Raw genomic sequence first — 25,577 nt, forward strand, 5'->3', positions numbered from 1 at the left:
TCTTTTTTCTTGTGAATCAGGGGTTGTTCTTTTTGTTGCGGGTCTCGATTTGCTGCTCGATGACATCCCACTCTGGAGGGAGGCCCCACATGGACAGCATTTCTTTGGCCACATCCCGGAAGATGGGGGCTGCAAGTTGTGAACCGTGGTGGTTTTTCTTGGCACCGTGCACCATCACCACCATGGTCACTCTGGGCTGGTTGCTGGGAAAGAACCCTGCAAAAACACTGTTGTAGATTTCTTTGGAGTAGCGACCATCAATGACCACCTGAGCGGTCCCGGTCTTGCCTCCGAGTTGATATCCCATCACACCGGCATTGGTGAAAATGCCTTCCTCGATGACGGTCCGCAACATGGTGCGCATGGTTCTGGCTGTCTCAGGGCGGATGACTTCACGCTCTTCGCGGACGCGGTCTGCTGTGACCAGATAAGGTGCGATGTAACGGCCATCGTTGGCAATGACATTGTAGGCTGCAGCCATTTGCAAGGTGGTGGTGGTCAGTCCCTGTCCGAAACCCATGTTCACCTTCTGGATCAGTTTCCAGTTCTTCCAGTTGTACAGGATGCCGTCTTCGGTGGGTACGCCTTCCAAGGGCACCTCCTGCCCAAGGCCATAACCCGAGAAGTATTTGTGCATTTGCTGATCGCTGTAATTCTCAACCATGTGACTGATGCCCACGTTGCTGGAATAGCGCAGCACATGCTGGGTGTCCAATTTGGGTGGGTGGGCCACTGCATCGTGGATGGTGGCTCCGCCAACCCTGCGGGCCATGGGGGTGTCAAACCAGGTGTTGGGGGTCAAACGACCGTCATTGAGCACCGAGGCCACCGTGAGGGCTTTGACCACACTGCCGGGTTCGTAACTGTCCATGAAAGGACGGTTGCGCCATTGCTTCTGGAAATCCGGATAAGAACGCCACTTGTTGGGATCGAAGGAAGGCCAGGTGGCTGCAGCCAGCAATTTGCCTGTGTGGGTGTCCATCACGATGGCACTGCCGTATTCACCCATGTTTTCGGTGGCATATTTGTTGAGTTGGGATTCCACCACGTTCTGAACCCATGGATCGATCGAAACCACCACATCCTGACCCGCCCGCAATTCTTCTTCGTAAAACCGCTCCAGACCGGCAAGACCCTCATCTTTTCCCATCACACCGACCAACTGCCCAGCCAGGGTTTTCTGGGGATAAATCCGTTTGTACTCCCCGTAGTTTTCCCCTTTGATGCTCTGGGCCAGAATGGTGCCGTCCTCGGTGATGATGCGACCCCGCATGATGTCTGGGTTGAACATCGGCTGGGTGGGCATGTGCCATTCAAGCTTGGCGTATGCGATCACCAGAATCAGGAACATGAAAATGCTCACTCCAAGCAAGATGCGCGAACGGCTTTTGATGCGTTTCAGTTCCACCGGGTCTCGACCTCCAGAGGTTTGGGTTGCGGTATGGTGAGGGTTTCCTGCGAGGGGGCTTCAAAAGTGGTGGGTTCTTTTTTGGTTCCAGAGAAGGGAATCATGCCGTTTTTGGCGGCCCATTCCCGGATGCGAACCGGACTGGTCAGGGATTGCAATTCAATGGAGAGGTTGCTGCGCTCATCGTAAAGCTGGGCTTCGAGGTCTTGCAGTTCAGCAATGCGGACTGGGAGTTCCCTCTGGAAGTACCGCCAGGTGACCAGCACCGTGGACAGCACGAAATAGACCAACATGTATCGGATGGCCCGTTCCTGCCAGTTCACGGTTGTTCCTCCTCCAGACGTTCTGCAACACGCAACTTGGCACTGCGAGAGCGGGGGTTTTGCTCCAGTTCCTCTTCGGTGGCTTCCAGAGGTCTTTTGGTGAGGGGCTTAAACCCGTTGTTGCCTTTCACAAATTGCTTCACAATGCGGTCTTCAAGGCTGTGGAAACTGATCACGGCCAGACGACCCCCCGGTTTGATCAGGGCTTTGGCTGCTTCCAGACCGTCTTTGAGTGCCCCGAGTTCATCGTTGACATGGATTCTGAGTGCCTGAAAGCTGCGTCTGGCCGGGTGAATGCCTCTGGCGTGCTGGCCGGGATAAGCCCGTTTGATGATGGCAGCCAACTCCGTGGTGGTTTCGATGGGTTTCTTGCTGCGCGCCTCGACGATGTAACGGGCAATCCGGCGGCTGTGACGCTCTTCTGCATATTCATAGAGAATGGCAGCGATGTCTTCTGGATCGTAGTCGTTGACCACATCAAAGGCAGAGAGGCCATCCTGACTCATGCGCATGTCCAGAGGGGCCTCTTCGTGGTAGGAAAAGCCTCTGGCGGAATCATCGAGTTGAAAACTGGACACTCCAATGTCCAGCAAGATGCCGTCCACCTGCGTGGTTCCGGTGGGCTCCATGAGTTCCAGCATGTCGCGGTAATTGCCCTGCAACACGGTGAGACCGGGCAACTCTGGGGTTCTGCCGATCACAAAAGGGTCCTGATCAATGCCGTACACCTGAGATCCACGCTCCAGCAACAACCGGGTGTGGCCTGCTCCGCCAAGGGTGCCATCGATGAACACCTTGCCGGGCTGCGGGTCCAGCCCTTCTACAACTTCTTTTGCCAAAACGGGAATGTGACTGTAATCCATGACGCTCCTCAGGCGATGAAATTCTCCAAAAGCTCGGGTTTGGGCGGTGAGGTTTGCACCTCAGAGAGCACCTGATTCCAGCGCTCTGGGTTCCAGAGTTCCAGACGGTTGGGGGCTCCGGCCACCACCACCTCGGTTTCCAGACCTGCAAACTGGCGCAGGGGATGGGGAATTGAAAGCCTGAACTGGTTGTCCAGGCGGTTTTTGCTTGCTCCACTGTAAAAAAACCGCACGAAACTTCTGGATGGGGCATCGGTGAGCGGCAATTTTTCAAGTTGCTCTTCCAGACGCTTCCAGACATCGAGCGGAAACACATAAAGACAGCCTTCCATGCCACGCGTGATGATCATGCCGTCTTCGACGAATTCGCGGAAGGCTGGTGGGATCACCACCCGGCCCTTGTCGTCCATGGCATAGTCGTATTCTCCGAAAGGCATGTGCGGGCTTCCTCATGGACCCCTGAGTGCATCAGGAGTGAGATGAGTGACGTGTTATCTTTGTGTCACCTAAGCATCAAGCTACCACAGTTCACCACCATTTACCACAATTCCCCACCATCTCCCCCACTTTGCCCCACATTCATGAATGTTCCTCCACGATCTCCCCTGAAACAGCCCACCTGATGCCCGGAATCCCCACCAAGACCTCCCCTGACAACCCCACCTTTTTTTCATGACAAATCAAAAAAGCCAGAGGGATTCCTCTGGCTTTGGATACTTTGAAAGGTCCAACGGTGAGCGTTTACCAACCCACCCGAATGATGAGTCCTTTGGGATCTCCCACTTCCAGATAAGCAGCCTGCTGGTTCACATCGTCATAGGCAAAACCGTAGGCCAGAGCGGAGATGCTGTGCTGGTGCCAGAACTTTGCGTAGTAATTTGCAGGACCAGACAGGTAGTACTGGGATGGGGTGTTCCATGCACCAGGGTTCTGATAAATGTGACGGTTGACAGCTGCACATGCCTGTGCGTTGGCAGCATTGCCATTGCAGAGGAAAATTTCCTGTGTGGTGGGCTTGGTGGGGGTGGTGGTCCAGTACTGGTTCACATAACTGGCGAAGTAATTGGCCTGAGCACCTCCAGCTTTGAAGTCTCCAAAGATTGGGGCAACGATGCGGTAAGGGGCTTGCAGGGTGGCCAGATGGCGGAACTCTGCAGGCACCTCTGCCTGATACTTGCTGAACAGCCCAGAGCGGGTCTCGGATTCCAGTTCTCCCACGGTGCGGTCATAATTTCCTGCACGGTTCACCAGACGGTGCTGGATGGGGAAACCGAAACCATCCACTCTGGTGGTGTTGCCATGGTAGCCCGTGGCATCCACGGTGAATTCCACAAAATCAAAGTAGATGTTGCGGTTGGGATCGGTGGGGTTGTTGACATCAGGACCAGCAAATCCAGTGTCAAAGGTCTTGATGTAGCAAGGGCCTCCCACACAAAGGAACATGCGTCCAGAGGTGATTCTCGGGAGGCTGACCCAGCTCGCATCGCTGATTCTGCTGTAGATGTTGGCGTAATTGATGCCGTTTTTGGTCAGGTGGCCTGCAGCATCGTTCAGCGCATTGGAAATGGGCTGCAAAATGCCATTGCGGTCCAGATAACTCCATCTTCCGTTGGCCGGGTTGATGCCCAGCACCCCCCAGTAAATCTGCGAGTCCGTGTAAGCTCCATTGGTCCCGTTCATGACTTTGAAGGTCATCACACCAGTGCCTGTGGGGGCAGGAATGGAAGAGGCCGGAATCGATCCAATGGACCCTCCAGAGGTGGGTGGAGGAGGTGGTGGCGGAGTGGTCCCTCCCACGGTGTAACTGAACACGGGGGTGTCGTAAGCTGGGGTTCCATTGTTGTAGGTGAAGTTGTAATCCAGCACGTTTCCAGTGGACACCGTGACCGTTTTTTCATAGCGGGCTGTACTGGTGTTGTAGGTCATGCGGAAGTTTTGTTGCCCGCCGTTGTTGATGCGGTAATGCACATCCACCCAACTGGTGTTCACTGCAGACTTGAACCAGAGGGTGGCAATGTTGCCAGAAACACTGACCCCCTGGGTGTAGTCGGTTGCATTTTGTGCAATTTCCAAAGGCTGTTGAGCTTTCTCAAAAGGCATCGGGGTTTGTTGTCCACAAGCAGCAAGGGCCAGAGTGAGGCCCGCCAAAAAGACCATTCGTTTGGGAATCGACATGGTGCTCCTTTCAGGGTGGTGCTCAAGAAATGTTGAGTGGTTCCTCCAACACAAGGCTTGACCATCAGCACTGGCAATGCTTGAACAGGAGGGCACAAAGACAGCACACATCCGCAGGTTGCCAGAGTGAAAAAGTTAAATTGTGTTGCTTGGCTTTACTTTACCGGTATATAAAAACGTTGTCAAGAATCAGGGATTTTCCTGATCATGATGAAACCAGAAAGTCAGCCCATCCTTTTCGAGAAACATGGAAACGTTTTCAGTTGACCACCATCAGGACACCAAAACCCAAATCCCATGCCAGCATCAACCTGTGTCACCAGATACAGGCAGGATACCCAGATGTTGCACTCATATTTGATATCAAGTAAAATGAGAGCAAAGGGGTGATTCTCTCACCCGGAGACCAACCTCCATATGTTGGTTTGGCGGAGACTGTCAAAGCAGCCTCCGCCTGTTTTTTCCTTCACGTTACCAGAACGGTTTTTTGTTTTAATGAAACCCAGTTTCCATTGATTCCAGAGGAGTCGGCCATGATGCAAACCCGAAATCCATCCACAATCCAACCGTCTGCACACGCAGGCCTGTTGGGTGTATGGACTGCGTTGCTCTGTTTGCTGCTGGTGCTCTGGACCCCTGCCAAATGGTCGGTGCAGCAACAACACCTGCCCATGGGTGAAGCCCAAGTGTTCAATGGTTTCCCACTGCATTACACCTATTTGTTGCCCCACCACGGCCTCTGGATGGCCCTGCAACCCGATCGCCACGATCCAAAAATGGATCCTTCAGCAGATCCAGCCATCTGGCAACCCACGCTGACACAGGTGCAAAAATTTGCTCTGGTGGCTGCTCGGGCCGTGCATGAAGTCTGGATCGATGTGGCCTGTACCATCTCCCTATTTGGGAAACAGCAATTGGATGCGCCTTAAAGCAACAGCCTCACCTTGTTTTTCGCCATCATTTTCTGAAACCTTTCATTTTCAAGGAGGCCACACATGACCAACCTTGCCATTTTGATTGCTGCCCTGCTGGTGATCCTCAGCATTGTTTCCAGCAAACTTTCCGGACGTCTGGGCATTCCCGGACTGCTGCTCTTCCTGATCATCGGGATGGTCGCAGGCAGTGAAGGACCCGGAGGCATCGATTTCAGCGACTACAGCATCACCCAATTTGTGGGCATCATTGCTCTGGTGTTCATTCTGTATTCCGGGGGTCTGGACACCCACTGGAAAGAGACCAAACCCATTTTGCGAAGAGGGATCGTGCTGGCCACTTTTGGTGTATTGGTCACCACAGCCATTGCTGGTTACGCCGCCATGATCCTGTTTCAAATTCCCCTTTTGCATGCCCTTTTGATGGGGGCCGTGGTGGCCTCTACTGACGCATCCGCAGTGTTCAGTGTGCTCAAAGAGCGGGCTCTGGACCTGAAGGGCAGCATCAAACCCCTGCTGGAATTTGAGTCTGGCAGCAACGACCCCATGGCGGTTTTTCTGACCATCGGCCTGATTGAGCTGATCAAGCACCCCGAGCACCCCTGGTACTCCATCATCCCCGAGTTCATTCAGGAAATGGCCATTGGAGGCATCATGGGACTGGTGCTGGGCCGGTTTGCGGTGCTTTTGTTCAACCGAACCAACCTGATGTTTGATGGGTTGTACTCGGTGCTGAGTCTGGGCATTGCACTGCTGGTTTATGGTCTGACGGCTGTGGCAGGGGGCAGTGGATTTCTGGCCGTTTATCTGGCAGCCATTGTGATTGGCAACAGCGAGTTCATCCACAAGAAAAGCGTCATTCAATTCCATGACGGCATTTCATGGTTGATGAGCATCGGAATGTTCCTGATTCTGGGACTGCTGGTCTTCCCTTCCCAGTTGCTGTCTGTGGCGGTTCCCGCTCTGATCCTGTCTCTGGTGCTGATGTTCGTGGCCCGACCCATCAGCGTTTACCTGAGCACGCTGTTTTCCAAAATGCCGTGGAACGAGAAGCACATGGTTTCTTGGGTGGGATTGCGTGGAGCAGTGCCCATCACTCTGGCGACCTTTCCCTTGCTGGCAGGGGTGGAGCACTCCCAGACCATTTTCAATGCTGCATTCTTCATTGTGCTGTCTTCCATCATGGTGCAGGGAACCAGCCTTCCGATGGTGGCACGGTGGCTGAAGGTGGGCAGCAAAGCCGCGCCGGGCAGCCACATGCCTCTGGACTACACACCCACCGGCCACAACAAAAATGACCTTTCTGAAGTGGTGATCCCCCCCAACTCACCCATCCACGGTTTGCGTCTGGTGGATGCCCACCTGCCTGTAGAAGCTCTGGTGGTCCTGATCTTCAGGGATGGAGATTACGTGATTCCCAGAGGTTCCACGGAACTGAAATCCGGCGACATCCTGCAAATTCTGGGATCGAAGGTGGCCATCGAGCAGGTCAAAGAAATGCTCAAACCAGCAAATTGATGGACGTGACCCATGCAACGCAAAAGCATTCAAGGCATTTATCCTTTCACAACCACCCAGAAAACACTGGAAACCTTCAGTTGGCTGTTGTTTTTGGGGATTGCAGGCTTGCTGATGCACATGCTGGGTCAACCTTCAGAGCGTTTGGCTGTGCGTTTTGATCTTGATGGAAATCCTGTCCGTTGGGGAGACCGCTCAAACCTGCTGGAGTTGACCGCACTGTTGGTGGTGGTCCAGACAGCATTGAGCACACTGGTCTGGAAACTCAAAGCGCTCTGGCCTCATCTCAAGAACCTTCCAGCCGTTGAAGCCAACAACGAGCAGCATGTGTTTCAAACTTACCGCACCTTCTTACAAACCTTGCGGTTGGTGATTTTGATGTTGCTGGGTGTGATGGTTTGGCAAATCCATTTGGCCAGCACAGGCGTGGCTTTCCAAGCTCTGGTTCTGGTTTTGCCTCTGGTTTTGATGATGCCTGTACTGATCGGGGTTTTCATGGGCATTGCCAGCAAACCTTCTCGATCAAGGGCTTGAACAGGGTGCTCTGGAATCCGGCAACATGTGCCGGATTCTTTTTGTTGATCCAGCAAAGCAAGAATCCCCACTGGAAAACAAAGGTCTTCTGTTTATGCTCTGGGCAACATGGAAGAAATGTTCAAAACAGCACTGGAAACCCTCTCTTTCATCACTGAAGCCATTGCAGGTCTGGTGATCGGGGTTGCCATTGTGCAGGCCACATGGTCTGTTCTGAAAATCATGGTGTCCAGAAAACCTTCAGATCGGGCCAAGGAGGATGTCAGGCTGCACCTTGCAAGGTGGCTTGCGGTGGGTCTGGAGTTCACTCTGGCTGCAGACATCATTCGCACCGCCATTGCACCCACCTGGGATGAGATCGGGAAACTGGCAACCATAGCAGCCCTGAGAACCGTATTGAATTATTTTCTGGAACGTGAAATCCAGAGCGATCTCAGGCAAGAACGCAAAGAGGTGGAGGGCTTCCAGCAAGCAAAACCGGGAAACTGAATTCCCGGTTTTGTGGTGTTTTGCTGGAATAGGATTTTACTGCTGAACAGGCTCTGTAGTGTCTTTTGGAGCTTCATCTGCATGCTGCGAGTGGTCTGCCCATGGATCAAGCACGCATTTGATGCAGTTTTCGTGCTTGTGCTTGAAGATTTTGTAGGCTTGCGGGGCATCATCCAGAGGCATCCGGTGGGTGATGATCACCGAAGGGTCAATGTCTCCATTGAGGATGTGCTGCAACAGTTTGTCCAGATACCTGTGGACGTGGGTTTGCCCGGTGTGCATGGTCAGGGCCTTGTTCATCAGGGAACCCAGAGGAATCTTGTCTCCCAATCCACCATAAACGCCGGGCACACTGACGGTTCCCCCTTTTCTGCAGGCCATGATGGCTGCACGGAGGGCGTGAGGGCGCTCGGTTTCCAGCAAGCGGGTGGTTTGCTTGACGGCGTCGGCAACACCCATCAGTCCGTTGCCGTGGGCTTCCATGCCCACAGCGTCCACCACACTGTCCGGGCCACGGCCACCGGTCAGGATTTTCAGCTTTTCAAAGACATCTTCCTGCTCGTAGTTCAGGGTGATGGCTCCGGCCTGACGGGCAAGGTCCAGACGCTCTGGGAAGCGGTCAATGGCGATCACCTGTTCTGCACCCAGCAAGAAGGCACTGCGGATGGTGAACTGTCCCACCGGACCACATCCGAACACCGCCACAGTGTCTCCGGGCGTGATGTTGCAATTTTCGGCAGCCATGTAACCTGTGGGGAAGATGTCGGTCAAAAAGAGCAACTGATCATCGGAAAGATGATCCGGCACTTTAAAGAGGTTGGTGTCTGCAAAGACCGTGCGGGCGTACTGGGCTTGACCTCCGGCATATCCGCCAGTGATGTGGGAATACCCGTAAATCCCTGCTGGAGAGTGTCCCCACATGGTTTCTGCCAGTTTGAAGTTGGGGTTGCTGTTGTCACACAGGGAAGTCAAACCTTGCTGACAGTACCAACAGTGACCACAACTGATCGGGAACGGCACAATCACCCTGTCCCCCACTTTGATTTTCTTGACTTCGCTGCCGACCTCCACCACTTCACCCATGAATTCATGCCCGAGGATGTCGCCGTGCACCATGCTCGGGACGTATCCATCCAGCAAGTGCAAATCCGATCCACAGATCGCAGTGGAGGTGACTTTCACAATCGCATCGGTGGGTTGCAGGATCTGGGGATCCGGTACCGTTTCAATGCCCACACGGTTCACCCCTTGCCAGACCAGAGCCTTCATGAGGTCCTCCGGCTGTCAAACATCTGGGCAATGCCCTGAGCAATCCCACCTTTGCGACCAGAGGACTGACCATCGGTGGTGGGTTCGAGGCCCACTTCCAAGAGACGTTTCAGTCGGCGCAGGTCATGTTCGATCTGCTGGGAAGGCTCCTCACCAAACAGGCGGGCCACACCTGCACCCAGAGTGCCTGCTGGCGGATGGTAAATCAGGCTGACCTTGACCTCGGTGCCACGGCCCTGAGGGGCAGCTTTGAATTCCACGTAGCCTTCGTTGGGCACGATGGAACCTTCCACAGAACGCCAGGCAATGCGCTCGTTGGGCACATCTTCCAGAATCTCGGCATCCCATGAAACATGGGTGCCTGCCGGAGCCTTGGCGACCCAGTGGGACAGTTTTTCGTCTTTTTCTTCTACGGTTTCAAGATGGCTCATGAACCGGGGCAGGTTTTCCAGTTTGCGCCAGAAACCATAGATCTCTTCCACCGACACCCCAATGGTGACGGCTTTGTCCACTTTGATGTCGTTGCTTTCGGTGCGACGGATTTTCAGCAGGCCATTGTAAGGGCTTTTGCCCATCGCGGCACTGGACACCATGAGGGCACCACCCATGCCAAGCAAGGCTTTCATGCGTCCGGTGCGTTTCAAACTGAGCAGGATCAAACCTGCCCCAAGGCTGCCAAAAACGATGCGTTCAGCAGGACTGGCGTTCTGGTCGCTGATGCGCCGGGTGTTGGGTTTCAATGCGGTCATGCATCCTCCTATGGATGTGAGCCACCTGCCGTGAGGGAGGTTGCCCGTTTGCGAAAATTTTCAGTGGACAGTTTTCAGTTCACAGCAAGACACAGCGTGCTTTTGCTCAAGGGTTTGAATCCTGCTGTGACCCCTGAAGGGGTGGGGTTATTCTTCTTGCAAACCTCTGGCACACAGCACATCCAGCACAGTGATGGCAGCGACCAGACCAAAAGCGGCAGCAAGTCGGCCTCTGGAGGCATCTTTTCTGCGTGCGGCCAGACCCAGACTGGTCAGGTCCAGCACATCCCCGGCCACCCTTGACCATTGCCAGAGGGTGGGTTTGGGTTGCATCAGCAAACCTGCTCCTGCGGTGATTTCCCGGATGCCGTAAGCACGGGTGAGGCGTTTGCGGTTGTCAATCCCCAGAAAACCATTCAGTTTGCCGGGAAACAAGGTTTCAAAGGCCCCCAGAGCCAGACTGAAGTACCCGAGGGCTCGGGCCATTTTCTTTGCTTTCATGGTGTCCTCCTGAAATTCTGTCATTTGCATCTGACCTTGGATGTCAAAAGACTGCATCCTGTTTTGATCAGGTCACAGCAGATCGAATTTCAGGGTAACAGCATGACATCAAGCAAGAATGTACGAAAACCCGAACGACCTTCATGTTTGGGTCAGGTGAGAGAAGGAAAAGGCACACCTGTAGCTCAACTGAATAAGACAAAAACACTTTAAAAAGAAGACAACATCACCTTTGGTGGATCAAGGCGATGTTGCGCAAATCAAAAGCCTGTTTGATTTTGTTTATCTTGACTTCAACCTCTGGGTCAAAAGCCTGAGACCCATGAACACCACAAAGACTGTTCCCCCTTCGTGGGCAATCACACCCAGAGGAAGCGGCACTTTGCCGAAGATGCTCAGGATTCCCACCACCACAATGATGGAGAAAGCAAACACCAGATTGAAAACCACAGTCTGGTTGGCTTTGCGGGCCAGTTTGACGGCTCCAGAGAGGCGGGTCAGGTCGCCGTTCATCAGGACCACATCGGCGCTTTCCATGGCGATGTCTGTGCCACTGGCCAGCGAAATGCCAATGCTGGCAGCATTCAAGGCTGGGGCATCGTTGACCCCATCTCCCACGTGGGCATTGGGGGCTGGAAGCGATTTGATCACATCCAGTTTGTGCTCTGGGAGGAGTTCAGCACGGAAGTCTGAAAGGCCCACCTGCCGGGCAATTTCCTGAGCGACCCCTGTACGGTCTCCGGTCAGCATGACGGTTTTCACACCCAATTGATCCAGCTCGTGAATCATTTCTCGGGCATCTTCGCGCAGGGTGTCGGCCACCCCGAGGAGCACGCGCACCTGACTGCCGACACCATAAATGATGGTGCTTTTGCCCTGATTTTCCCACTGGGTCAGGGTGGTTTCCTGCTCAGCAGAAAGCGGAGCATTCATGCGTTCGGCCATTTTGCGGGTTCCGGCCCAGAAAATCTGACCTTGCAAGTTGCCCTGAATGCCATATCCAGGCACTGCTTCAGTGTTTTGCAGTTCACTGCCCGAGGTCAGGCTCAGACTTTTGACGTGCTGTACCACGGCCACAGCCACAGGGTGTTCACTGTGGGTTTCCAGAGCATGGATGCCCTGCCAGTTTTCGGTTTCGTTGCCTGCCACATGCTGCACATCGGTGAGGCGCATTTTGCCGTGGGTCAGGGTTCCGGTTTTGTCCAGAGCGATGGTTTTGACCCGGCCCAGCACCTCCAAAGCCGCACTGGATTTGAAGAGGACACCTGCTCTGGCACTGGCAGCCATGGCACTGAGCATCACGGCGGGGGTGCTGATGACCACCGCACAGGGACTGGCGACCACCATGAAAGTCATGGCCCGGTACCATGCGTCTCCGATGGGCAGATTGAACAGATAATGCAGCACTGCAAACACCACAGGCACACTGATCAGGACCACTGTGGCATAAGGGCTTTCCCACTTTTCTGCAAGGGTTTCGGTGGGGCTTTTTTCGTGCTCGGCTTTTTCCACCAGTTCGATCAGCTTGGCAAGGGTGCTCTCTCCAGCAGGTTTGATCACCTCTGCTTCAATGGAACCGTTCAGATTGACCGTCCCAGAGAACAGCAAACTGCCCACCTGTTTGTCGATGGGAAGGCTTTCTCCAGTGATCGGGCTTTCGTCTACGGAAGTTTGGCCTTGCAGGAGTTTCGCGTCTGCTGCGATGCGCTCGCCGGGTTTGACGATCAGGACATCTCCGGGTTGGATGTCTTCGAGTTTCATCCAGACCACTGAGCCGTTTCTGCGGAGGGTGGCCCCATCCGGGTTGAGGTCCATCAGGGCTTCGATGGCCCGTTTGGTGCGTCCCATCGCCCAGTCTTGCAGGGTGTTGGACAGGCTGAACAGGAACAGCAAAATGGCTCCATCCCTGGCTTCTCCGATGCTGGCAGCCCCCAGAGCCGCAAGCACCATCAGGAGGTCCACGTCCAGCTTGCGTTCTTTGACCAGTTCAGAGATGGCTTCTCTGGCTGCGGGGATCCCTCCGGTCAGGAAGGCCAGCGTGTAACCTGTGTAAGAAAGCCACTGAATGTCTTTGAAAATCCAACCGATGAGCAAACCCAGCAAAGTCAGGCCAGTGAGCAGGAAACCCCTGCGTGTTCCGGCGTCCAGCATGGGTTTTGGATTGTTCACGGAGGGTAGAGTCCGGGTGTTTTGCATGGTGAAATCCTTTCTGAACTGTGGATGCATGATCGATTCTTATCAGGAATCATTCTCAATAAGATTTTACTCCGATCCCACCTGCAACTCAACGCAGTAAGCCAATGGATGCACTCGGGAATCTCAAGAATGTGGCTTCAGATGGGTTCAGCGTAACCCCCATCCCCTGCTGTTTCCCAGAGCCAAACATCCTGTGTCCTGCAAGATGTTTCTCCCATTGTTCCGTTTGGGGATGCCTGCGAACTGTCAGATCAAACCCATCTGCTTCAGATGAATGTTCAGTCAAGCTTGTATAGGGGTACAAAAGCTCTACAGCGTTTATCAGTGAAATACAAGGATTCAAATGAATCCTTGTATTTCAAGAAACCCTTTCCAGAGAGACAAGGTTTTATTCTTCTGTCAAAGCTCTAAAGATACCCCTACTGGGCTTTGAATTTTCATGCATAAAGGGTGCTCCACTGGACTGGAGGCCAAACCTTTGAAGCGCATCCACTGTGGCAGCAAGGTACAGCAAGACCAAACCGATTTTTCCTGTTCCAATCAGGGTTGAAGAATGATTGAATGGGGTTAAATGTACCTCATTTAGTGACAACAAAAAACCAAGGGTTTTCAGCGCATCTCAGACAGGAAGACGTATCATAAATAAGCAAGCTAACAAGGCAGGAACACCCCTGCTCTTAGAGGAGGATCACATCCATGGCGAAGAACCTGTTTGGCGCTAGAGAAGTGCTCACCGAACAAAACGGTCAGAAACTCTACTACTACCGCCTCGACAAACTGAAAGAACTCGGGCATGACATTTCCCGTCTGCCCTTCTCCATCAAAGTCCTGCTGGAAAGCGTCCTCAGAGAGGCCAACGATTACGACGTCACCCAAGACGACGTGAAAAACGTGGCCAACTGGAAGCCCCAGAACGAAGAAATCGAAATCCCCTTCAAACCTGCCCGCGTGATCCTTCAGGATTTCACCGGGGTGCCTGCCGTCGTGGACCTTGCTGCCATGCGCACCGCCATGGTGAAAATGGGCGGCGATCCCAAGAAAATCAACCCCCTGATTCCTGTGGATCTGGTCATCGACCACTCCGTGCAAGTGGACGAGTTCGGCTCTGACCTTGCCCTGATCAAGAACATGGAACTGGAATTCGAGCGCAACAACGAGCGTTACGAGTTCCTCAGATGGGGCCAGCAAGCCTTCGACAACTTCGGTGTGGTTCCCCCTGCTTCCGGCATTGTGCACCAGGTGAACCTGGAGTACCTCGCCAAAGGCGTCCAAGACCGTCCCGAGGACGACGGCGTTGTGGTGTTCCCTGACTCTCTGGTCGGCACCGACTCCCACACCACCATGATCAACGGTCTGGGCATCGTGGGCTGGGGCGTGGGTGGCATCGAAGCCGAAGCTGTGATGCTCGGTCAACCCATCTACATGCTGATGCCTGAAGTGGTGGGCTTCAAAATCACCGGTGCCCTCCCCGAGGGTGCCACCGCCACCGACCTTGCCCTGACCGTCACCGAAATCCTGCGCAAAACCAACGTGGTGGGCAAATTCGTGGAGTTCTACGGCCCCGGTCTGTCCAACATGACCCTGCAAGACCGTGCCACCATCGCCAACATGGCCCCCGAGTACGGTGCCACCATCGGCTTCTTCCCTGTCGATGACGAAGCCCTGCGCTTCCTGCGCCGCACTGGTCGTCTGGAAGACGAAGTGGAATTGGTGGAGAAATACCACAAAGCGCAAGGCATGTTCCGCACCGACGATCTGGAAGATCCCATCTTCACCCAGAGCATCGAACTGGACCTCGGCACCGTCAAGCCTTCTCTGGCTGGACCCAAGCGCCCTCAGGACCGCGTGAACCTCGATGACATGGCTTCGGTGTTCAACCACGCCCTGACCGCTCCCGTCAAAGAGCGCGGCTTCGAACTGAGTGAAGAGAAACTGGACGCCAAAGGCACCATCACCGGAACCGACATCCAGATCGGCCACGGCGCAGTGACCCTTGCCTCCATCACCTCCTGCACCAACACCTCCAACCCCAGCGTGCTGATCGCTGCCGGTCTGGTGGCCAAAAAAGCCGTTGAAAAAGGCCTCACCAGCAAGCCCTGGGTGAAGACCTCTCTGGCCCCTGGAAGCCGCGTGGTGACCGAGTACCTGAATGCTGCTGGCCTGCAACAGTACCTTGACCTGATCGGCTTCAACACCGTGGGTTACGGCTGCATGACCTGCATCGGCAACTCCGGTCCCCTTCCCGAGCGCATTGTGGACGCCATTCAAGAAGCCGACCTCGTGGCCGCTTCTGTGCTCTCTGGCAACCGCAACTTCGAAGGCCGCATCAACCCCCACATCAAAGCCAACTACCTGGCCTCCCCTCCCCTCGTGGTGGCTTACGCCCTGTTCGGCACCGTCGCCAAGGACATTGCCACCGAGATGATCGGTCTGGGTAAAGACGGCAACCCCGTGTACCTGAAAGACATCTGGCCCACCACCCAGGAAATTCAGGACATCATGGACCAGACCATCAATGCCGAAATGTTCCGCAAGGTCTACGAAGGCATCGAGAAGTCCAACCAGATGTGGAACAACATCCCCATCACCGAAGGCGAACTGTTCGAGTGGGACGAAGACTCCACCTACATCCAGAACCCCCCCTTCTTCGAGGGTCTTGCTGGTGAGCCCGGTCCCATCCAGCCCATCGAAGGTGGACGCCTGCTGCTGAAACTCGGGGACTCCGTGACCACCGACCACATCAGCCCCGCAGGTTCCTTCAAAGGCAACACCCCCGCAGGCAAGTTCCTGATGGCTGCTGGCGTCGAGCCCAAAGACTTCAACAGTTACGGTTCTCGCCGTGGCAACGACCGCGTGATGACCCGTGGCACCTTCGCCAACATCCGCCTGAAAAACCAGCTGGCTCCCGGCACCGAAGGCGGTTTCACCACCTACTTCCCCACCGGCGAAGTCACCACCGTTTACGAGGCCTCCGAGAAGTACAAAGCCTCTGGCACCCCCCTCGTGGTGGTGGCTGGCAAAGACTACGGCATGGGTTCCAGCCGTGACTGGGCCGCCAAAGGCACCTTCCTGCTGGGCGTGAAAGCCGTGATCGCCGAGTCCTTCGAGCGCATCCACCGCAGCAACCTGGTGGGCATGGGCGTGCTGCCCCTGCAATTCAAGTCCGGCGAAAACGCCGAGTCCATGGGCATTCAGGGCGACGAGATCTTCGATTTCGACATCCCCGAGGACCTGAAGCCCCGTCAGGACATCAAAGTGCGCCTGACCGACAAAGAAGGCAACAAGCGCGAGATCATCGTGACCTGCCGCATCGACACCCCTGTGGAAATCGACTACTACCGCAACGGTGGCATCCTGCAAACCGTGCTGCGTCAGTTGCTCAAGTCTGGCGTTCAGGCTTAAGAGCCGTAAATCAGAATCCCCTCTGGACGTCCAGAGGGGATTTTTTCATTGAATTTTTCTCCAGCCCCGCATAAAATCCACTTCCATCTCTTTCGGCCAGAGGTCCGCTCTGGAATGTTCATTGATCTGGTGGGGCAATTCATAGAGGTTCAGCATGAACTGCATGGGGTAATTGGGTGACTGGTGGATGGTGCGGATCTTGACACCATCCACAAAGAAATCAATGTGGGTGGGGGTCCAGTCGATGGCGTAGGTGTGGAATTCTGCAGCATTGATGGGCAGGGTGTCCACGTAAAATTCATCGGTGATGTGGGGGTCTGAGAAAGGATGCACCCCATACCCTACCTCTGCGGTGTTTTCGGTCATGCCTGTGCCGAAGATTTCGCAGATGCAGATTTCTGCAGACTGCTCTGGGTGGGACTCAAAACCAATCATCCAGAGGGCAGCAAGGTAACCGGGAATCGGCACGGCTTTCATGCGCACCTCGAAAAAGCCGTACTGGGGGGTGTAAAGCTGCACTGGGCTCTGGGCCTCTTTGACGGTCAGACCTTTGGCAAAACGGTGCTGGCCCTCTTTGCTTCCAAGGGGACCAGAGAAGCATCCGGTTTGCAGGTTGGACACGCGGATGTCTCCGTTGAACTCGGGGTTCCACGGCTTCTGGTCCTTGGTGATTTGTAAAAACAGACTGCTTTCCTGAAAGCGGTACTGCGGTCTGGAAAGTGCTGCTGAACTCCACTGAGGCAGGTAAACAGCAAGCCATTTGCTGGAGTCCAGCGTGCCCTGATCGAAGTCATCTGAAAATTCAAGCTGGTGTCCCTGCTTTTCTGGCACATCTGAGGAGGGCCTCTGGTCGGTCATGGTTTTTAATATAAAGGCGAAATGATGGTGAGTCAATCTGTAAAAAACGAAAAGTCTGAGCAATAAAAACCCGGTCCTGTTCAAGAACCGGGTCAATGCACAGCAGGGTCAGGCCAGAGTGGGGCGCATGTTGCCCATTTTTTCAATTTCTTGAATGGCCCGTTCAATGCGGGCGGTGTCCTGGTGGCCGTCCTGAGCAAAACTGAGCACATGGCGGAGTTCTTCTCGGGCGGAGCGCAGCAGTTTGGTGGCCAGAGCAGGTTCGCTGACTGTGTAGAAACGGGCTTCTGCAAGCAGGCGTTCAGCGGTGCGAATGGCGGTGAAAGCTTCGGAAAAATGGATTTCGGGTTGTAAGGGTTTCATGGGACACCTCGCTGGGATCGGGGGCACGAACAGCGGTCAGGTTGCAGATTGGGATTGTGCTGAGTCGGGGGTAGGCTTCTCGGGGTAAAGCTCTGTGTTCCAGTATAAGGTTACACTTTCAGAACATTTGTCCCTCAAGTTTCAATTCATTGTGGCAGATCTTGCGGACTCCTGCATCCGTAAAACAACTGAGGAGCAAGATGCTGTTGATGCACATCTTGCTCCTGTTTTCAGAAACTTCAGTTGGAGAAATTCAGAAAGAAATTCATTCCTGGCGGGGAGGGTATTCGTTGAGGACCAACCAGTACATCCCGAGTTGCAGGGTTGCATCCATGAAGTGCTCAAAATCCACGGGTTTGCGGATGTAACTGTTGGCCCCGAGGTTGTAACTGAGCACCATGTCCTCGTCCTGCTTGGAAGAGGTCAGGATCACCACGGGAATCAGGCGGGTGGCCTCACTCTGGCGGATGCGTTCAAGGACCTCCAGACCGTTCATTTTGGGCAATTTCAGGTCCAGCAAAATCAGGTGGGGCAAGTCGGTGGGATCGCGGTGGGCATATTGACCTTCACAGAAAAGGTATTCCACCGCTTCCACACCATCGCGCACCACAATCACTTCATTGGCCAGACGGCTTTTTTTGAATGCCCTGAGCGTCAAAAGCTCATCGTCTTCGTTGTCTTCAACCAGCAAAACCACTTTTTTCATTCCCATGCTCCTGTTCTTTCTTGATGCTGTCCGAGGGTGAAGAAGAAGGTGGCTCCTTTGCCCACTTCACCCTGTGCCCACACTTTGCCACCATGGCGGTGGACCACCCGTTGAACACTGGCGAGTCCCACACCCGTGCCTTCAAAGTCTGCGTTCTTGTGAAGCCTCTGGAACACCCCAAAAAGGCGTTCCATGTTTTGCATGTCAAAACCTGCACCGTTGTCCGCGACATAAAACACCCCTCTGGGGTCATCAGGCAACTTGCCAAATTCTATGCGTGGGGATGGGGTTTTGGAAGTGAACTTCCATGCATTTCCCAGCAGGTTTTGAAGCACAACCCTCAGCAAGGTGGGATCTCCAACGGCTTTCAGGTTCGGCTGAATCTGAAGGGTGACTTCCCTCTGGGGATCTGCAAATTGCAAATCTTCCATGACGCTCTCTGCCAGAGCAGACAGGTCCACCTGCTGGTAGCGCATCTCCGTGCGGGAAATGCGGGACAGGTGCAGGATGTCATCAATCAGGCGGGCCATGCGGTCACTGTTCTTTTTGATGCGGTCCAGATAGTCCTGCGCGGTTTCATCCAGTTGATCGTGGTAATCCTCCAGCAGTGCCTGACTGAACCCGTTGAGGCTGCGCAGTGGAGCACGCAAATCGTGTGAAACACTGAAGGCAAACGCCTCCAGTTCTTTGTTGATGAATTCCAATTCCTGTGCTTTGGTGATCAGGTCGCGGTTCAGTTCCTGTGCCCGTTCATTCAGAGAAGCATTGAGTTCCTTGAGCTGTTCTTCAGACTTTTTGCGCTCGGTGATGTCACGGACGATGGCGGTGTAAAAACGGCCTTCTGGAATGTCCCAGTGGGCCAGAGAGGCCTCCACAGGAAAACGGGTTCCGTCTTTTTTCAGGTTAACAGCTTCCAGCGTCATGGCAATCTCGGGAGCTTCGGTGGGTTGAGGTTGGCTTGCTTGCTGCTCGCGCACCTCTGGGGGGTTGAGCATGCCTGCATTCTGGCCCAGCACCTCCTCTTCGGTGTAGCCATACAGCTCACGCGCATGGCGGTTCCAGCTCAGGATGGTGCCTTTGGCATCCAAGGTGATGATGGCATCGTGGGCCGATTCCGTGAGAACGCGGTACCGCACCTCACTGTCTTTGAGTTTCTGCACGGCCTCTTGCTGTTGCAAGTCGGTGCGGTGCAATGACCACCCGAGGTAATACACCATCAGGGTGAACACGGCAATGTTGCTGACCGAAACCAGAATGGCTCCAAAATCCATGCCAAACAGGTTGTAGTAAATCCCCTGATACCTGAGCCACGACAAGAGGGCAGGCACCAGAATGGCCGCTGGAATCAAACGGCGAACCACAGCCCCACCAGCGGTTCTCTGGCGCATCAGGTTGACGATGCTCCAATCGGCTCTGGCACACCAGAAACCAAAACACAGCAAGACAAAAGTGTTGGCTGTGCTGAGGGCCATCTGGGCTTTCCAACCCATGAAGGTCAGACCCGTGATGCCAAACAGGTAAGCCAGAATGGAAAAGATGGACAGCAGAAACACCACAAAAACCAGCACTTCTGCAGGCCATCTGCGTTCATCCCGACGCACATCCATGATGGCCAGAGAAAACCCCAGCATCACAAAGCCCAGAGCCGTGGGCACCGCAATGTTGTTGGTCTTCAAATCCGGGTTGTTGTAGAAGGTCTGAAAGAGCAAATCATCCAGCCGGAAATCTTGCTGGGTGATCCAAGAAACACACACCATGGCTCCAAAAACAATCTGAAGCACCGAAATCAGAATCACCAGAGGTCGCCATGTGGTCCGTTCTCCACTCACCAGCAAGAGGGCAATGGCGGTCAACACAAAATTCAAGGCGGTGAGCGGATTCATGAGGGTGAGGGTGGTTTGCTGCCACTCTGGGTTCAGTTTCCATCCCACCAGCACCCAGAGTCCCATGAAAAGCACAGCACACCCTGCAAATCTTGCCAACCAGTCAGCAGAAAAAGGCAGGGGATTGGTCTGGGGTGCAGAGCGGATCATGCCTCCTCCTTTGCAGGGGTGGGCAACGTGAAGTAAATGGTTGCCCCTGAATCCAGAGCCCCTTCGGCCCAGATGCGGCCTCCATGCCGTTCAACAATGCGTTTGACCACTGCCAGACCCATACCATTGCCTTCAAATTCTTGGTGCCCATGCAGGCGGTGAAAAGGCTGAAACATCTGTCCTGCAAACCTCATGTCAAATCCCACCCCATTGTCTCTGACATAAAACACCGTTTCGGATCCAGAGGGACCCTGCTGGATTTCGCTCCCCACATGGATGCTCGGGTGGGGCTTGGTGACTGAAAATTTGATGCTGTTGGTCAGCAAATGGTGAATGAGGGTGCGCATCAGGCCCGGATCTCCGTAGAGGGTCATGTTGGGCATGATGTGCAAATCCACAGGATGCTGGGCCATTTTGACCATGCTGGCAGCCACCTTCTGGGTCAATGTGGAGAAGTCCAGCAAGTTGACCTGCATGGCCGCCCTTGTGACCCGAGAATAGTCCAGCAAGTCATCGAGAAGGTCTCCCATCCGTTGACTGGCCTTGCGGATGCGCTGCAAGTAGCCTCTGGCGGTTTCATCCAGCACTTCGCTGTAGTCTTCCACCAGAGCCTGACTGAACCCATCCAGACCCCTGAGGGGTGTACGCAGGTCGTGTGCCACACTGTGGGCGAAAGATTGCAGGTCGCGGTTGGCGGCTTCCAGTTCGAGGTTGCGTTTGTGCAAATCGAGCATCAATTCTTCGGTGCGAACATGCAGGGCATCATTGGTGGATTGAAGTTGCTCTGGCGTATAGGCCGAAGCGGTCACTTCTCGGGTGAGTTCCGCCGTGCGGTCCTGCACCAGAAAAAGCACACCCTGCCCATCCAGAGGCTGCACCGACAGGCGAATGGGTTTGCGCACCTCCTGCACTTCCAACCAGCGGTCCTCATGGCGAAATGGGCTTTTGAGCACCTCTTCCCAGAGGGCCGTCACAGCAGTCTGACTGTCTGCCAGATAAAGCTTGAGGCTGTGGGCATCCGGAAAATCCTGCTCTGGAGCAAGGGAGAGCAGGTCACGGGCACAGCGGTTGCAGTCCACGGTCTCTCCCTGCGCGTTGTAAACCCACCAAGCATCATGGGAGAGGTCTTTGAGGGCCTGCAATACACTGTGGTCAGAAGGCACAACAGGCTGAGACACCCCGAGGTTCTCTTTCCTCTGGGGCATCCATTTTCCAAGGGCAAATCCAAACAACGCACCAAACACCAAAGAGAGCAGGTTCATGACCCACCTCCTGTAACACTCATTTTGAATTCAGTTTCCAGTCTCAAACAGCAAAAATTGCTACAGGCCGGAACACACAGGGCAAGCACAGGGCAACCTCCACATCCGGCATGCCGGGCATCACAAAATACCACGGGCAAACTTCTATCTCTAGCACTTCTTCAGCTGAAATACAGCGGATTGTATAACAAGCCTCGGGCACAAGAACATCACATGGGGTACGATGCTGCATTCAGAAATGTGCTGTAATCTCAAGAGAGACTGCCATGCGCACCCCTGAAAGCCACCCAATAAGCCCAAAAAGGTCTGATCCATGACATTGAAAGTTCTGATTGTAGAGGACAACCCCGATGATTCTGAATTGCTGATCAGGCGATTGCGTCGGTTGCCTGACCACACCTTCGAATTCACTGTTGCACCCAGTGGACAGGATGGGCTGCATGCCCTGACATTGAACACACCAGAATTGATTTTTCTGGATTTCAACCTGACCGACATGAACGCCCTGACCTTTCTGGAGAGGCTTTCCCAGCTTCCCCTCAAAACCGTGGTGATCACCCTGACCGGCAACGGCGATGAAAAATCTGCGGTCAGTGCCCTGAAAGCCGGAGCTCTGGATTACCTCAGCAAAAACAATCTGGACAGTGAGACCCTCAAACGCACCATTGATTCTGCTCTGGAGCGCCACCGCCTGAACGAGCAACTGGTCAGCACCCAGTTGCAGATTTCCAGAATGATTCAGGAAACCCCGGTCGGCATGTGCCTGCTGGACTCCGATCTGAATTTTTTGAATGTCAACGAGAAATTCGCCCAGTTTGCCCACTTTCCACTGGACGACATGGCAGGCACCTCCTACTCCAGCATCCCGAGTCCCCTCTTGCAGCAACTGGAGTGGATGTGCAAACGGGTGTTGCTCTCGGGCCGTTCTTTTCGGGATGTGGAGGTCAGCACCGGACAGGGCATGCACGCCGAGTTTTATCTGGTGAACATCTACCCGATCTCCAACCAACCCGGCGTGATCCTGTGGATTGGCATCACCGTCACCGACATCACCCGCAGCAAACAGGACGCGTTGCTGTTGCAAGAAAGCCAGAACCAGCTCAACCTCACCCTGGAAGCCACAAAAGTGGGCACCTGGAAATGGAACCCGAGCACCGGAGAAATCGACTGGCTGGGCCAGACCGCCCACATGTTTGGCTTTGACCACTTTCCGATGCGTCCTTCGTTGCAGGATTTGCTCTCGGGCATCCACCCTGAGGACCAATCCAGTTTTGAGGAACACCTGCAAAGCAGCCTCTCAAACCATCAGGATTTTGCTCTGGAAATCCGCATTCCCCGTCTGGATGGCAGCAACCGCTGGGTGATGGCGCGTGGTCGGGCAGATCTGTCAGGGCCTACCCCACAAGTGCTGGGCACCCTTGTGGACATCACCGACCTGAAAGAAGCCGAGTTGGCCCTGAGGGAAATTTCTCAGGCACAGCAGCGCTTTGTGAACGACGCAGCCCACGAACTGCGTGCACCATTGACCGCCATTCAGGGAAATCTGGACCTCATCCACCGTTACTCCAACATGGCAGACGAGGACAAAGAAGAAGCCCTTGCTGATGTCGCCCGAGAAGCCACCCGTTTAAGCCGCTTGGTGCAGGACATGCTCGCTCTGGCGAAAGGGGACGCTGGAACCGAACTTCGCATGGAGGAGTTTGATCTGTCTTCGGTGCTTGAAGATGCCCTCAAGAGCACCAGCATGCTGACCCGAGAGCACCAGTTGCAAGTGTCGGATTTGCCAGAGGTGGACATCCTCGGGGATTATGACCGCCTGAAGCAGGTTCTGGTGATCCTGCTGGACAACGCCTCCAAGTACACCCCTGCAGGGGGCGAAATTCGGGTGAACATGGAAAGCACAGGCAGGCATGCCCTGATCCATGTCTCGGACACCGGGATGGGGATTGCAGAAGAAGACCAGCCCAGAATCTTTGAGCGCTTTTATCGGGGTCAGTTGTCCAGAGAAAAAGATCCGGGCGGGACCGGTCTGGGACTTCCCATCGCCAAGTGGATTGTGGAAAAGCATGGGGGGAAAATCACCCTGCAAAGCACCCTCGGAGTGGGCACCACCCTGACCTTGCACCTTCCGGTGCTGAAAGAAGTGGCTTCCCACTGATTCAACAGACAGATGCAACATTCAGAGGCCCCGTTTTTTGAGGGCCTCTTCAATTTTGTGCAGGCTGATACCGTGCTGGTCTGCAATCCGTCGGGCATAACTGATGCCCTGAGGCAAACCGGGACGCAGGTGGTACGTGGGCTGCACCTCTCCCGAGTCTGCAACCTGCACCTCTGCAATGAGACTCACCACGTCTGCTGTGCCCTCCACGCTCTGGTTGATGGGTTGTGCTTTGTGGGCCAGTTCATGCAGGTGGGTGTTGAAGATGGCTCTGGCCCCGAGCATCCTCAGTCCTTTGACCACATCTTCAGCCAGCAACAGGCTTTCGGAAAGGTTGGTGCTGGTGAGGGATTCATTGAGCAGGATCAGGCTGTAAGGGGTGGCTTTCTGGAAAATTTCGCCCAGACGTGAGGCCTCTTCGCCAAAGCGTCCGGTTTCAAGGTCAGGACGTTCTTCCATCGGATAGTGGGTGTAAATGGCATCCACCGGACTGATGCTTGCCGAGACACCCGGAACGTACCATCCGGCCTGAAACATCGCCTGGGTGAGACTGACCGCCTGCGTGTAGGTGGTCTTCCCTCCCCGATTGGGTCCAGTGATCAGGAAGATCCGGCCTGTTTCATCAAACTGCACCCTGTTGGTGATGACGGTCTCTGGAAGGTGTTCCTGAGCATCGCGGTTCAGGTGCCTCAAAGCCAGCGTCACATTGAAATTCTGCTCGATGTGACACACCCTTTCCTGCATGGGACGGATGCTCGGTCTGCACATGGGCATTCCAGCCTGCTTCAATTGCTGGATGATGCGCGCTGCCCCGAGGTAGAAATGCAGCTCGGGTTCAAGGCGGGAAAGAAATTTGCCATTCAAACTCAGGTACTTCCCGAGGGCTTTGGAAATGGGCTGGGCCACATCGCCCAGAATGCGGGTGAGGTCTGCAAAAAGCGGACTGAGCAGGTTGTCCTGCCGTTCGTGCCTCTGGATGGCCACCCCTCCAATCAGGTCTTCTTTGTAAGGCAGGGCATGGAGGGGTCCAATGCCCTCCAACTGTCCGGGGCGGGGTTTGCTGCCAAACAAACGCTTCAGGATGGGCACCCCCCTGAAGCGCTCACCATGCACCGCCAGCAAGGTGGCCTCCTCTGGCTTGAGCTGTGCATCCAGATTCACCCCAATACTGATGCTGGCCAACCCACCAAACCGGGACTGCATCTCTGGAAGTTCCTGTTTCAGGGATTGAAACTGGGGATCTTCCTGAAGGGATTGCAGCACTGCTTTCAAACCCTGCAAACCAGCAGATTTCAGAGGTTGATGTTGCAGCACACCCAGCAAACTTTCCACGCATTGCAAGTACAGTTCAAGCTCTCCCAGCCTCCAGCTCACTTCGTGGAGTGGGGTGAGCCTTCGTTCCCGACTCGCCACATAATCCGTAAGGGTGGTGATGTGTGGAATCACCTCCTGAAAACCTTGGGCAAGGCTGGGGTTTTTGAGGACATCTTCCAGCACCTCTTGCCTGTAAAAAATCACAGAAGGGTCTGTGCACAAATCCAACAAGGCTTCTGAGAGCACCGCACTGGAAGCCCCACTGGCACGTTGCAAATGCTGCAAAAGCTCTGCAAGCCCGGTGTCCCGGATGCTGTTGCCGGGCCAGTGTCGTTTCTGGCCTTGCAGGGGCCGGGTTTCTGAGGGCCAGAGCAGGCTGTGGTCTCTGGGAAGCAAGTCGCCGGGTTGTGTCATTTGCCTTTCAGCATAGGGGGTAGCCTTCCAAAACTCTGTAATTTGAAGTGGACCTGATTCGGGCTGCTGATTTGGAGCACAAGCCCAGCATCAAGGGAAGCTCAAAGTCG

Annotated in this window: 21 protein-coding genes; 6 read left to right on the top strand and 15 right to left on the bottom strand. The window is 54.6% G+C overall.

The window, feature by feature from the left end; all coding sequences use genetic code 11:
* Positions 1-16: 16 nt before the first annotated feature.
* The 5 genes from Q371_RS05455 to Q371_RS05475 form a co-directional block, all read right to left on the bottom strand.
* Positions 17-1,408 (bottom strand): peptidoglycan D,D-transpeptidase FtsI family protein, encoded by a 1,392-nt coding sequence (locus Q371_RS05455; protein ID WP_034337267.1) that lies wholly within the window; start codon positions 1,406-1,408, stop codon positions 17-19.
* Positions 1,399-1,731: a hypothetical protein gene (locus tag Q371_RS05460; RefSeq protein WP_051963348.1), complete on the bottom strand. Its 333-nt coding sequence runs from the start codon at positions 1,729-1,731 to the stop codon at positions 1,399-1,401. The genes Q371_RS05455 and Q371_RS05460 overlap by 10 nt, the downstream gene beginning before the upstream one ends.
* On the bottom strand, positions 1,728-2,594 hold the full coding sequence (rsmH, locus tag Q371_RS05465; RefSeq protein WP_034337268.1) for a 16S rRNA (cytosine(1402)-N(4))-methyltransferase RsmH: 867 nt from the start codon (positions 2,592-2,594) through the stop codon (positions 1,728-1,730). Before rsmH ends, Q371_RS05460 begins: the two co-directional genes overlap by 4 nt.
* A gap of 8 nt (positions 2,595-2,602) precedes the next feature.
* Positions 2,603-3,031, bottom strand: coding sequence for a division/cell wall cluster transcriptional repressor MraZ (gene mraZ / locus Q371_RS05470; protein WP_034337272.1), 429 nt, complete (start codon positions 3,029-3,031; stop codon positions 2,603-2,605).
* A 304-nt stretch (positions 3,032-3,335) separates the two neighbouring features.
* On the bottom strand, positions 3,336-4,769 hold the full coding sequence (locus Q371_RS05475) for a glycoside hydrolase family 64 protein (RefSeq protein ID WP_211253806.1): 1,434 nt from the start codon (positions 4,767-4,769) through the stop codon (positions 3,336-3,338).
* Between the two features lie 533 nt (positions 4,770-5,302).
* On the opposite strand from Q371_RS05475, the gene Q371_RS05480 reads away from it, so the two are divergent.
* The 4 genes from Q371_RS05480 to Q371_RS05495 all read left to right on the top strand — a co-directional run bounded on the left by Q371_RS05480 (position 5,303) and on the right by Q371_RS05495 (position 8,242).
* Positions 5,303-5,698: a hypothetical protein gene (locus Q371_RS05480; protein ID WP_034337274.1), complete on the top strand. Its 396-nt coding sequence runs from the start codon at positions 5,303-5,305 to the stop codon at positions 5,696-5,698.
* 66 nt (positions 5,699-5,764) lie between these two features.
* The gene (locus tag Q371_RS05485) at positions 5,765-7,219 is read left to right on the top strand and encodes a potassium/proton antiporter (RefSeq protein ID WP_034337277.1); all 1,455 of its coding nucleotides are present in this window, start codon (positions 5,765-5,767) and stop codon (positions 7,217-7,219) included.
* A 12-nt stretch (positions 7,220-7,231) separates the two neighbouring features.
* Positions 7,232-7,753, top strand: coding sequence for a hypothetical protein (locus Q371_RS05490; protein ID WP_034337279.1), 522 nt, complete (start codon positions 7,232-7,234; stop codon positions 7,751-7,753).
* A 108-nt stretch (positions 7,754-7,861) separates the two neighbouring features.
* Positions 7,862-8,242 (top strand): DUF1622 domain-containing protein, encoded by a 381-nt coding sequence (locus tag Q371_RS05495; RefSeq protein WP_034337281.1) that lies wholly within the window; start codon positions 7,862-7,864, stop codon positions 8,240-8,242.
* A 36-nt stretch (positions 8,243-8,278) separates the two neighbouring features.
* Here the strand turns inward: Q371_RS05495 and Q371_RS05500 are convergent, their stop codons facing one another.
* From Q371_RS05500 to Q371_RS05515, 4 genes are all read right to left on the bottom strand, one after another.
* A complete protein-coding gene (locus tag Q371_RS05500; protein ID WP_034337284.1) occupies positions 8,279-9,511 on the bottom strand; it encodes a zinc-dependent alcohol dehydrogenase in 1,233 nt (410 codons plus the stop codon).
* Positions 9,508-10,260, bottom strand: coding sequence for an SRPBCC family protein (locus tag Q371_RS05505; protein WP_051963350.1), 753 nt, complete (start codon positions 10,258-10,260; stop codon positions 9,508-9,510). Before Q371_RS05505 ends, Q371_RS05500 begins: the two co-directional genes overlap by 4 nt.
* A gap of 147 nt (positions 10,261-10,407) precedes the next feature.
* Positions 10,408-10,761 (bottom strand): hypothetical protein, encoded by a 354-nt coding sequence (locus Q371_RS05510; RefSeq protein WP_034337554.1) that lies wholly within the window; start codon positions 10,759-10,761, stop codon positions 10,408-10,410.
* 282 nt (positions 10,762-11,043) lie between these two features.
* On the bottom strand, positions 11,044-12,957 hold the full coding sequence (locus Q371_RS05515) for a heavy metal translocating P-type ATPase (protein WP_084571260.1): 1,914 nt from the start codon (positions 12,955-12,957) through the stop codon (positions 11,044-11,046).
* A 696-nt stretch (positions 12,958-13,653) separates the two neighbouring features.
* Here Q371_RS05515 and acnA point away from each other — a divergent pair.
* Positions 13,654-16,359: an aconitate hydratase AcnA gene (acnA, locus tag Q371_RS05520; RefSeq protein ID WP_034337287.1), complete on the top strand. Its 2,706-nt coding sequence runs from the start codon at positions 13,654-13,656 to the stop codon at positions 16,357-16,359.
* A gap of 45 nt (positions 16,360-16,404) precedes the next feature.
* Here the strand turns inward: acnA and Q371_RS05525 are convergent, their stop codons facing one another.
* From Q371_RS05525 to Q371_RS25395, 5 genes are all read right to left on the bottom strand, one after another.
* Positions 16,405-17,217, bottom strand: a complete 813-nt coding sequence (locus tag Q371_RS05525; protein WP_051963352.1) for a glycoside hydrolase family 16 protein — start codon at positions 17,215-17,217, stop codon at positions 16,405-16,407.
* A 108-nt stretch (positions 17,218-17,325) separates the two neighbouring features.
* Positions 17,326-17,580, bottom strand: coding sequence for a hypothetical protein (locus Q371_RS05530; RefSeq protein ID WP_034337289.1), 255 nt, complete (start codon positions 17,578-17,580; stop codon positions 17,326-17,328).
* Positions 17,581-17,845: 265 nt separating this feature from the next.
* Positions 17,846-18,286 carry a response regulator gene (locus tag Q371_RS05535; protein ID WP_245618240.1) on the bottom strand — a complete coding sequence of 147 codons (441 nt, stop codon included), beginning with the start codon at positions 18,284-18,286 and terminating at the stop codon, positions 17,846-17,848.
* Positions 18,283-20,319, bottom strand: a complete 2,037-nt coding sequence (locus tag Q371_RS25390; protein WP_051963354.1) for a sensor histidine kinase — start codon at positions 20,317-20,319, stop codon at positions 18,283-18,285. The genes Q371_RS05535 and Q371_RS25390 overlap by 4 nt, the downstream gene beginning before the upstream one ends.
* Positions 20,316-21,581 (bottom strand): ATP-binding protein, encoded by a 1,266-nt coding sequence (locus tag Q371_RS25395; protein ID WP_051963356.1) that lies wholly within the window; start codon positions 21,579-21,581, stop codon positions 20,316-20,318. The genes Q371_RS25390 and Q371_RS25395 overlap by 4 nt, the downstream gene beginning before the upstream one ends.
* Before the next feature lie 313 nt (positions 21,582-21,894).
* On the opposite strand from Q371_RS25395, the gene Q371_RS25400 reads away from it, so the two are divergent.
* A complete protein-coding gene (locus tag Q371_RS25400) occupies positions 21,895-23,739 on the top strand; it encodes a hybrid sensor histidine kinase/response regulator (protein WP_051963358.1) in 1,845 nt (614 codons plus the stop codon).
* 21 nt (positions 23,740-23,760) lie between these two features.
* Here the strand turns inward: Q371_RS25400 and Q371_RS05555 are convergent, their stop codons facing one another.
* On the bottom strand, positions 23,761-25,467 hold the full coding sequence (locus Q371_RS05555; protein WP_034337295.1) for a MutS-related protein: 1,707 nt from the start codon (positions 25,465-25,467) through the stop codon (positions 23,761-23,763).
* Between the last annotated feature and the right edge of the window lie 110 nt (positions 25,468-25,577).

Source organism: Deinococcus misasensis DSM 22328, assembly GCF_000745915.1.
Classification (GTDB): domain Bacteria; phylum Deinococcota; class Deinococci; order Deinococcales; family Deinococcaceae; genus Deinococcus_C; species Deinococcus_C misasensis.

Excerpts from the sequence above, each read along its gene's own strand:
- Q371_RS05515 (WP_084571260.1), bottom strand. The coding sequence starts at position 12,957 with ATGCAAAACACCCGGACTCTACCCTCCGTGAACAATCCAAAACCCATG.
- Q371_RS05525 (WP_051963352.1), bottom strand. The coding sequence starts at position 17,217 with ATGACCGACCAGAGGCCCTCCTCAGATGTGCCAGAAAAGCAGGGACAC.
- Q371_RS05535 (WP_245618240.1), bottom strand. The coding sequence starts at position 18,286 with ATGAAAAAAGTGGTTTTGCTGGTTGAAGACAACGAAGACGATGAGCTT.
- Q371_RS25390 (WP_051963354.1), bottom strand. The coding sequence starts at position 20,319 with ATGATCCGCTCTGCACCCCAGACCAATCCCCTGCCTTTTTCTGCTGAC.
- Q371_RS05500 (WP_034337284.1), bottom strand. The coding sequence starts at position 9,511 with ATGAAGGCTCTGGTCTGGCAAGGGGTGAACCGTGTGGGCATTGAAACG.
- Q371_RS05510 (WP_034337554.1), bottom strand. The coding sequence starts at position 10,761 with ATGAAAGCAAAGAAAATGGCCCGAGCCCTCGGGTACTTCAGTCTGGCT.
- Q371_RS05480 (WP_034337274.1), top strand. The coding sequence starts at position 5,303 with ATGATGCAAACCCGAAATCCATCCACAATCCAACCGTCTGCACACGCA.
- Q371_RS25400 (WP_051963358.1), top strand. The coding sequence starts at position 21,895 with ATGACATTGAAAGTTCTGATTGTAGAGGACAACCCCGATGATTCTGAA.
- acnA (WP_034337287.1), top strand. The coding sequence starts at position 13,654 with ATGGCGAAGAACCTGTTTGGCGCTAGAGAAGTGCTCACCGAACAAAAC.
- Q371_RS05505 (WP_051963350.1), bottom strand. The coding sequence starts at position 10,260 with ATGACCGCATTGAAACCCAACACCCGGCGCATCAGCGACCAGAACGCC.
- mraZ (WP_034337272.1), bottom strand. The coding sequence starts at position 3,031 with ATGCCTTTCGGAGAATACGACTATGCCATGGACGACAAGGGCCGGGTG.
- Q371_RS05555 (WP_034337295.1), bottom strand. The coding sequence starts at position 25,467 with ATGACACAACCCGGCGACTTGCTTCCCAGAGACCACAGCCTGCTCTGG.
- Q371_RS05475 (WP_211253806.1), bottom strand. The coding sequence starts at position 4,769 with ATGTCGATTCCCAAACGAATGGTCTTTTTGGCGGGCCTCACTCTGGCC.
- Q371_RS05495 (WP_034337281.1), top strand. The coding sequence starts at position 7,862 with ATGGAAGAAATGTTCAAAACAGCACTGGAAACCCTCTCTTTCATCACT.
- Q371_RS05530 (WP_034337289.1), bottom strand. The coding sequence starts at position 17,580 with ATGAAACCCTTACAACCCGAAATCCATTTTTCCGAAGCTTTCACCGCC.
- Q371_RS25395 (WP_051963356.1), bottom strand. The coding sequence starts at position 21,581 with ATGAACCTGCTCTCTTTGGTGTTTGGTGCGTTGTTTGGATTTGCCCTT.
- Q371_RS05485 (WP_034337277.1), top strand. The coding sequence starts at position 5,765 with ATGACCAACCTTGCCATTTTGATTGCTGCCCTGCTGGTGATCCTCAGC.
- Q371_RS05490 (WP_034337279.1), top strand. The coding sequence starts at position 7,232 with ATGCAACGCAAAAGCATTCAAGGCATTTATCCTTTCACAACCACCCAG.
- rsmH (WP_034337268.1), bottom strand. The coding sequence starts at position 2,594 with ATGGATTACAGTCACATTCCCGTTTTGGCAAAAGAAGTTGTAGAAGGG.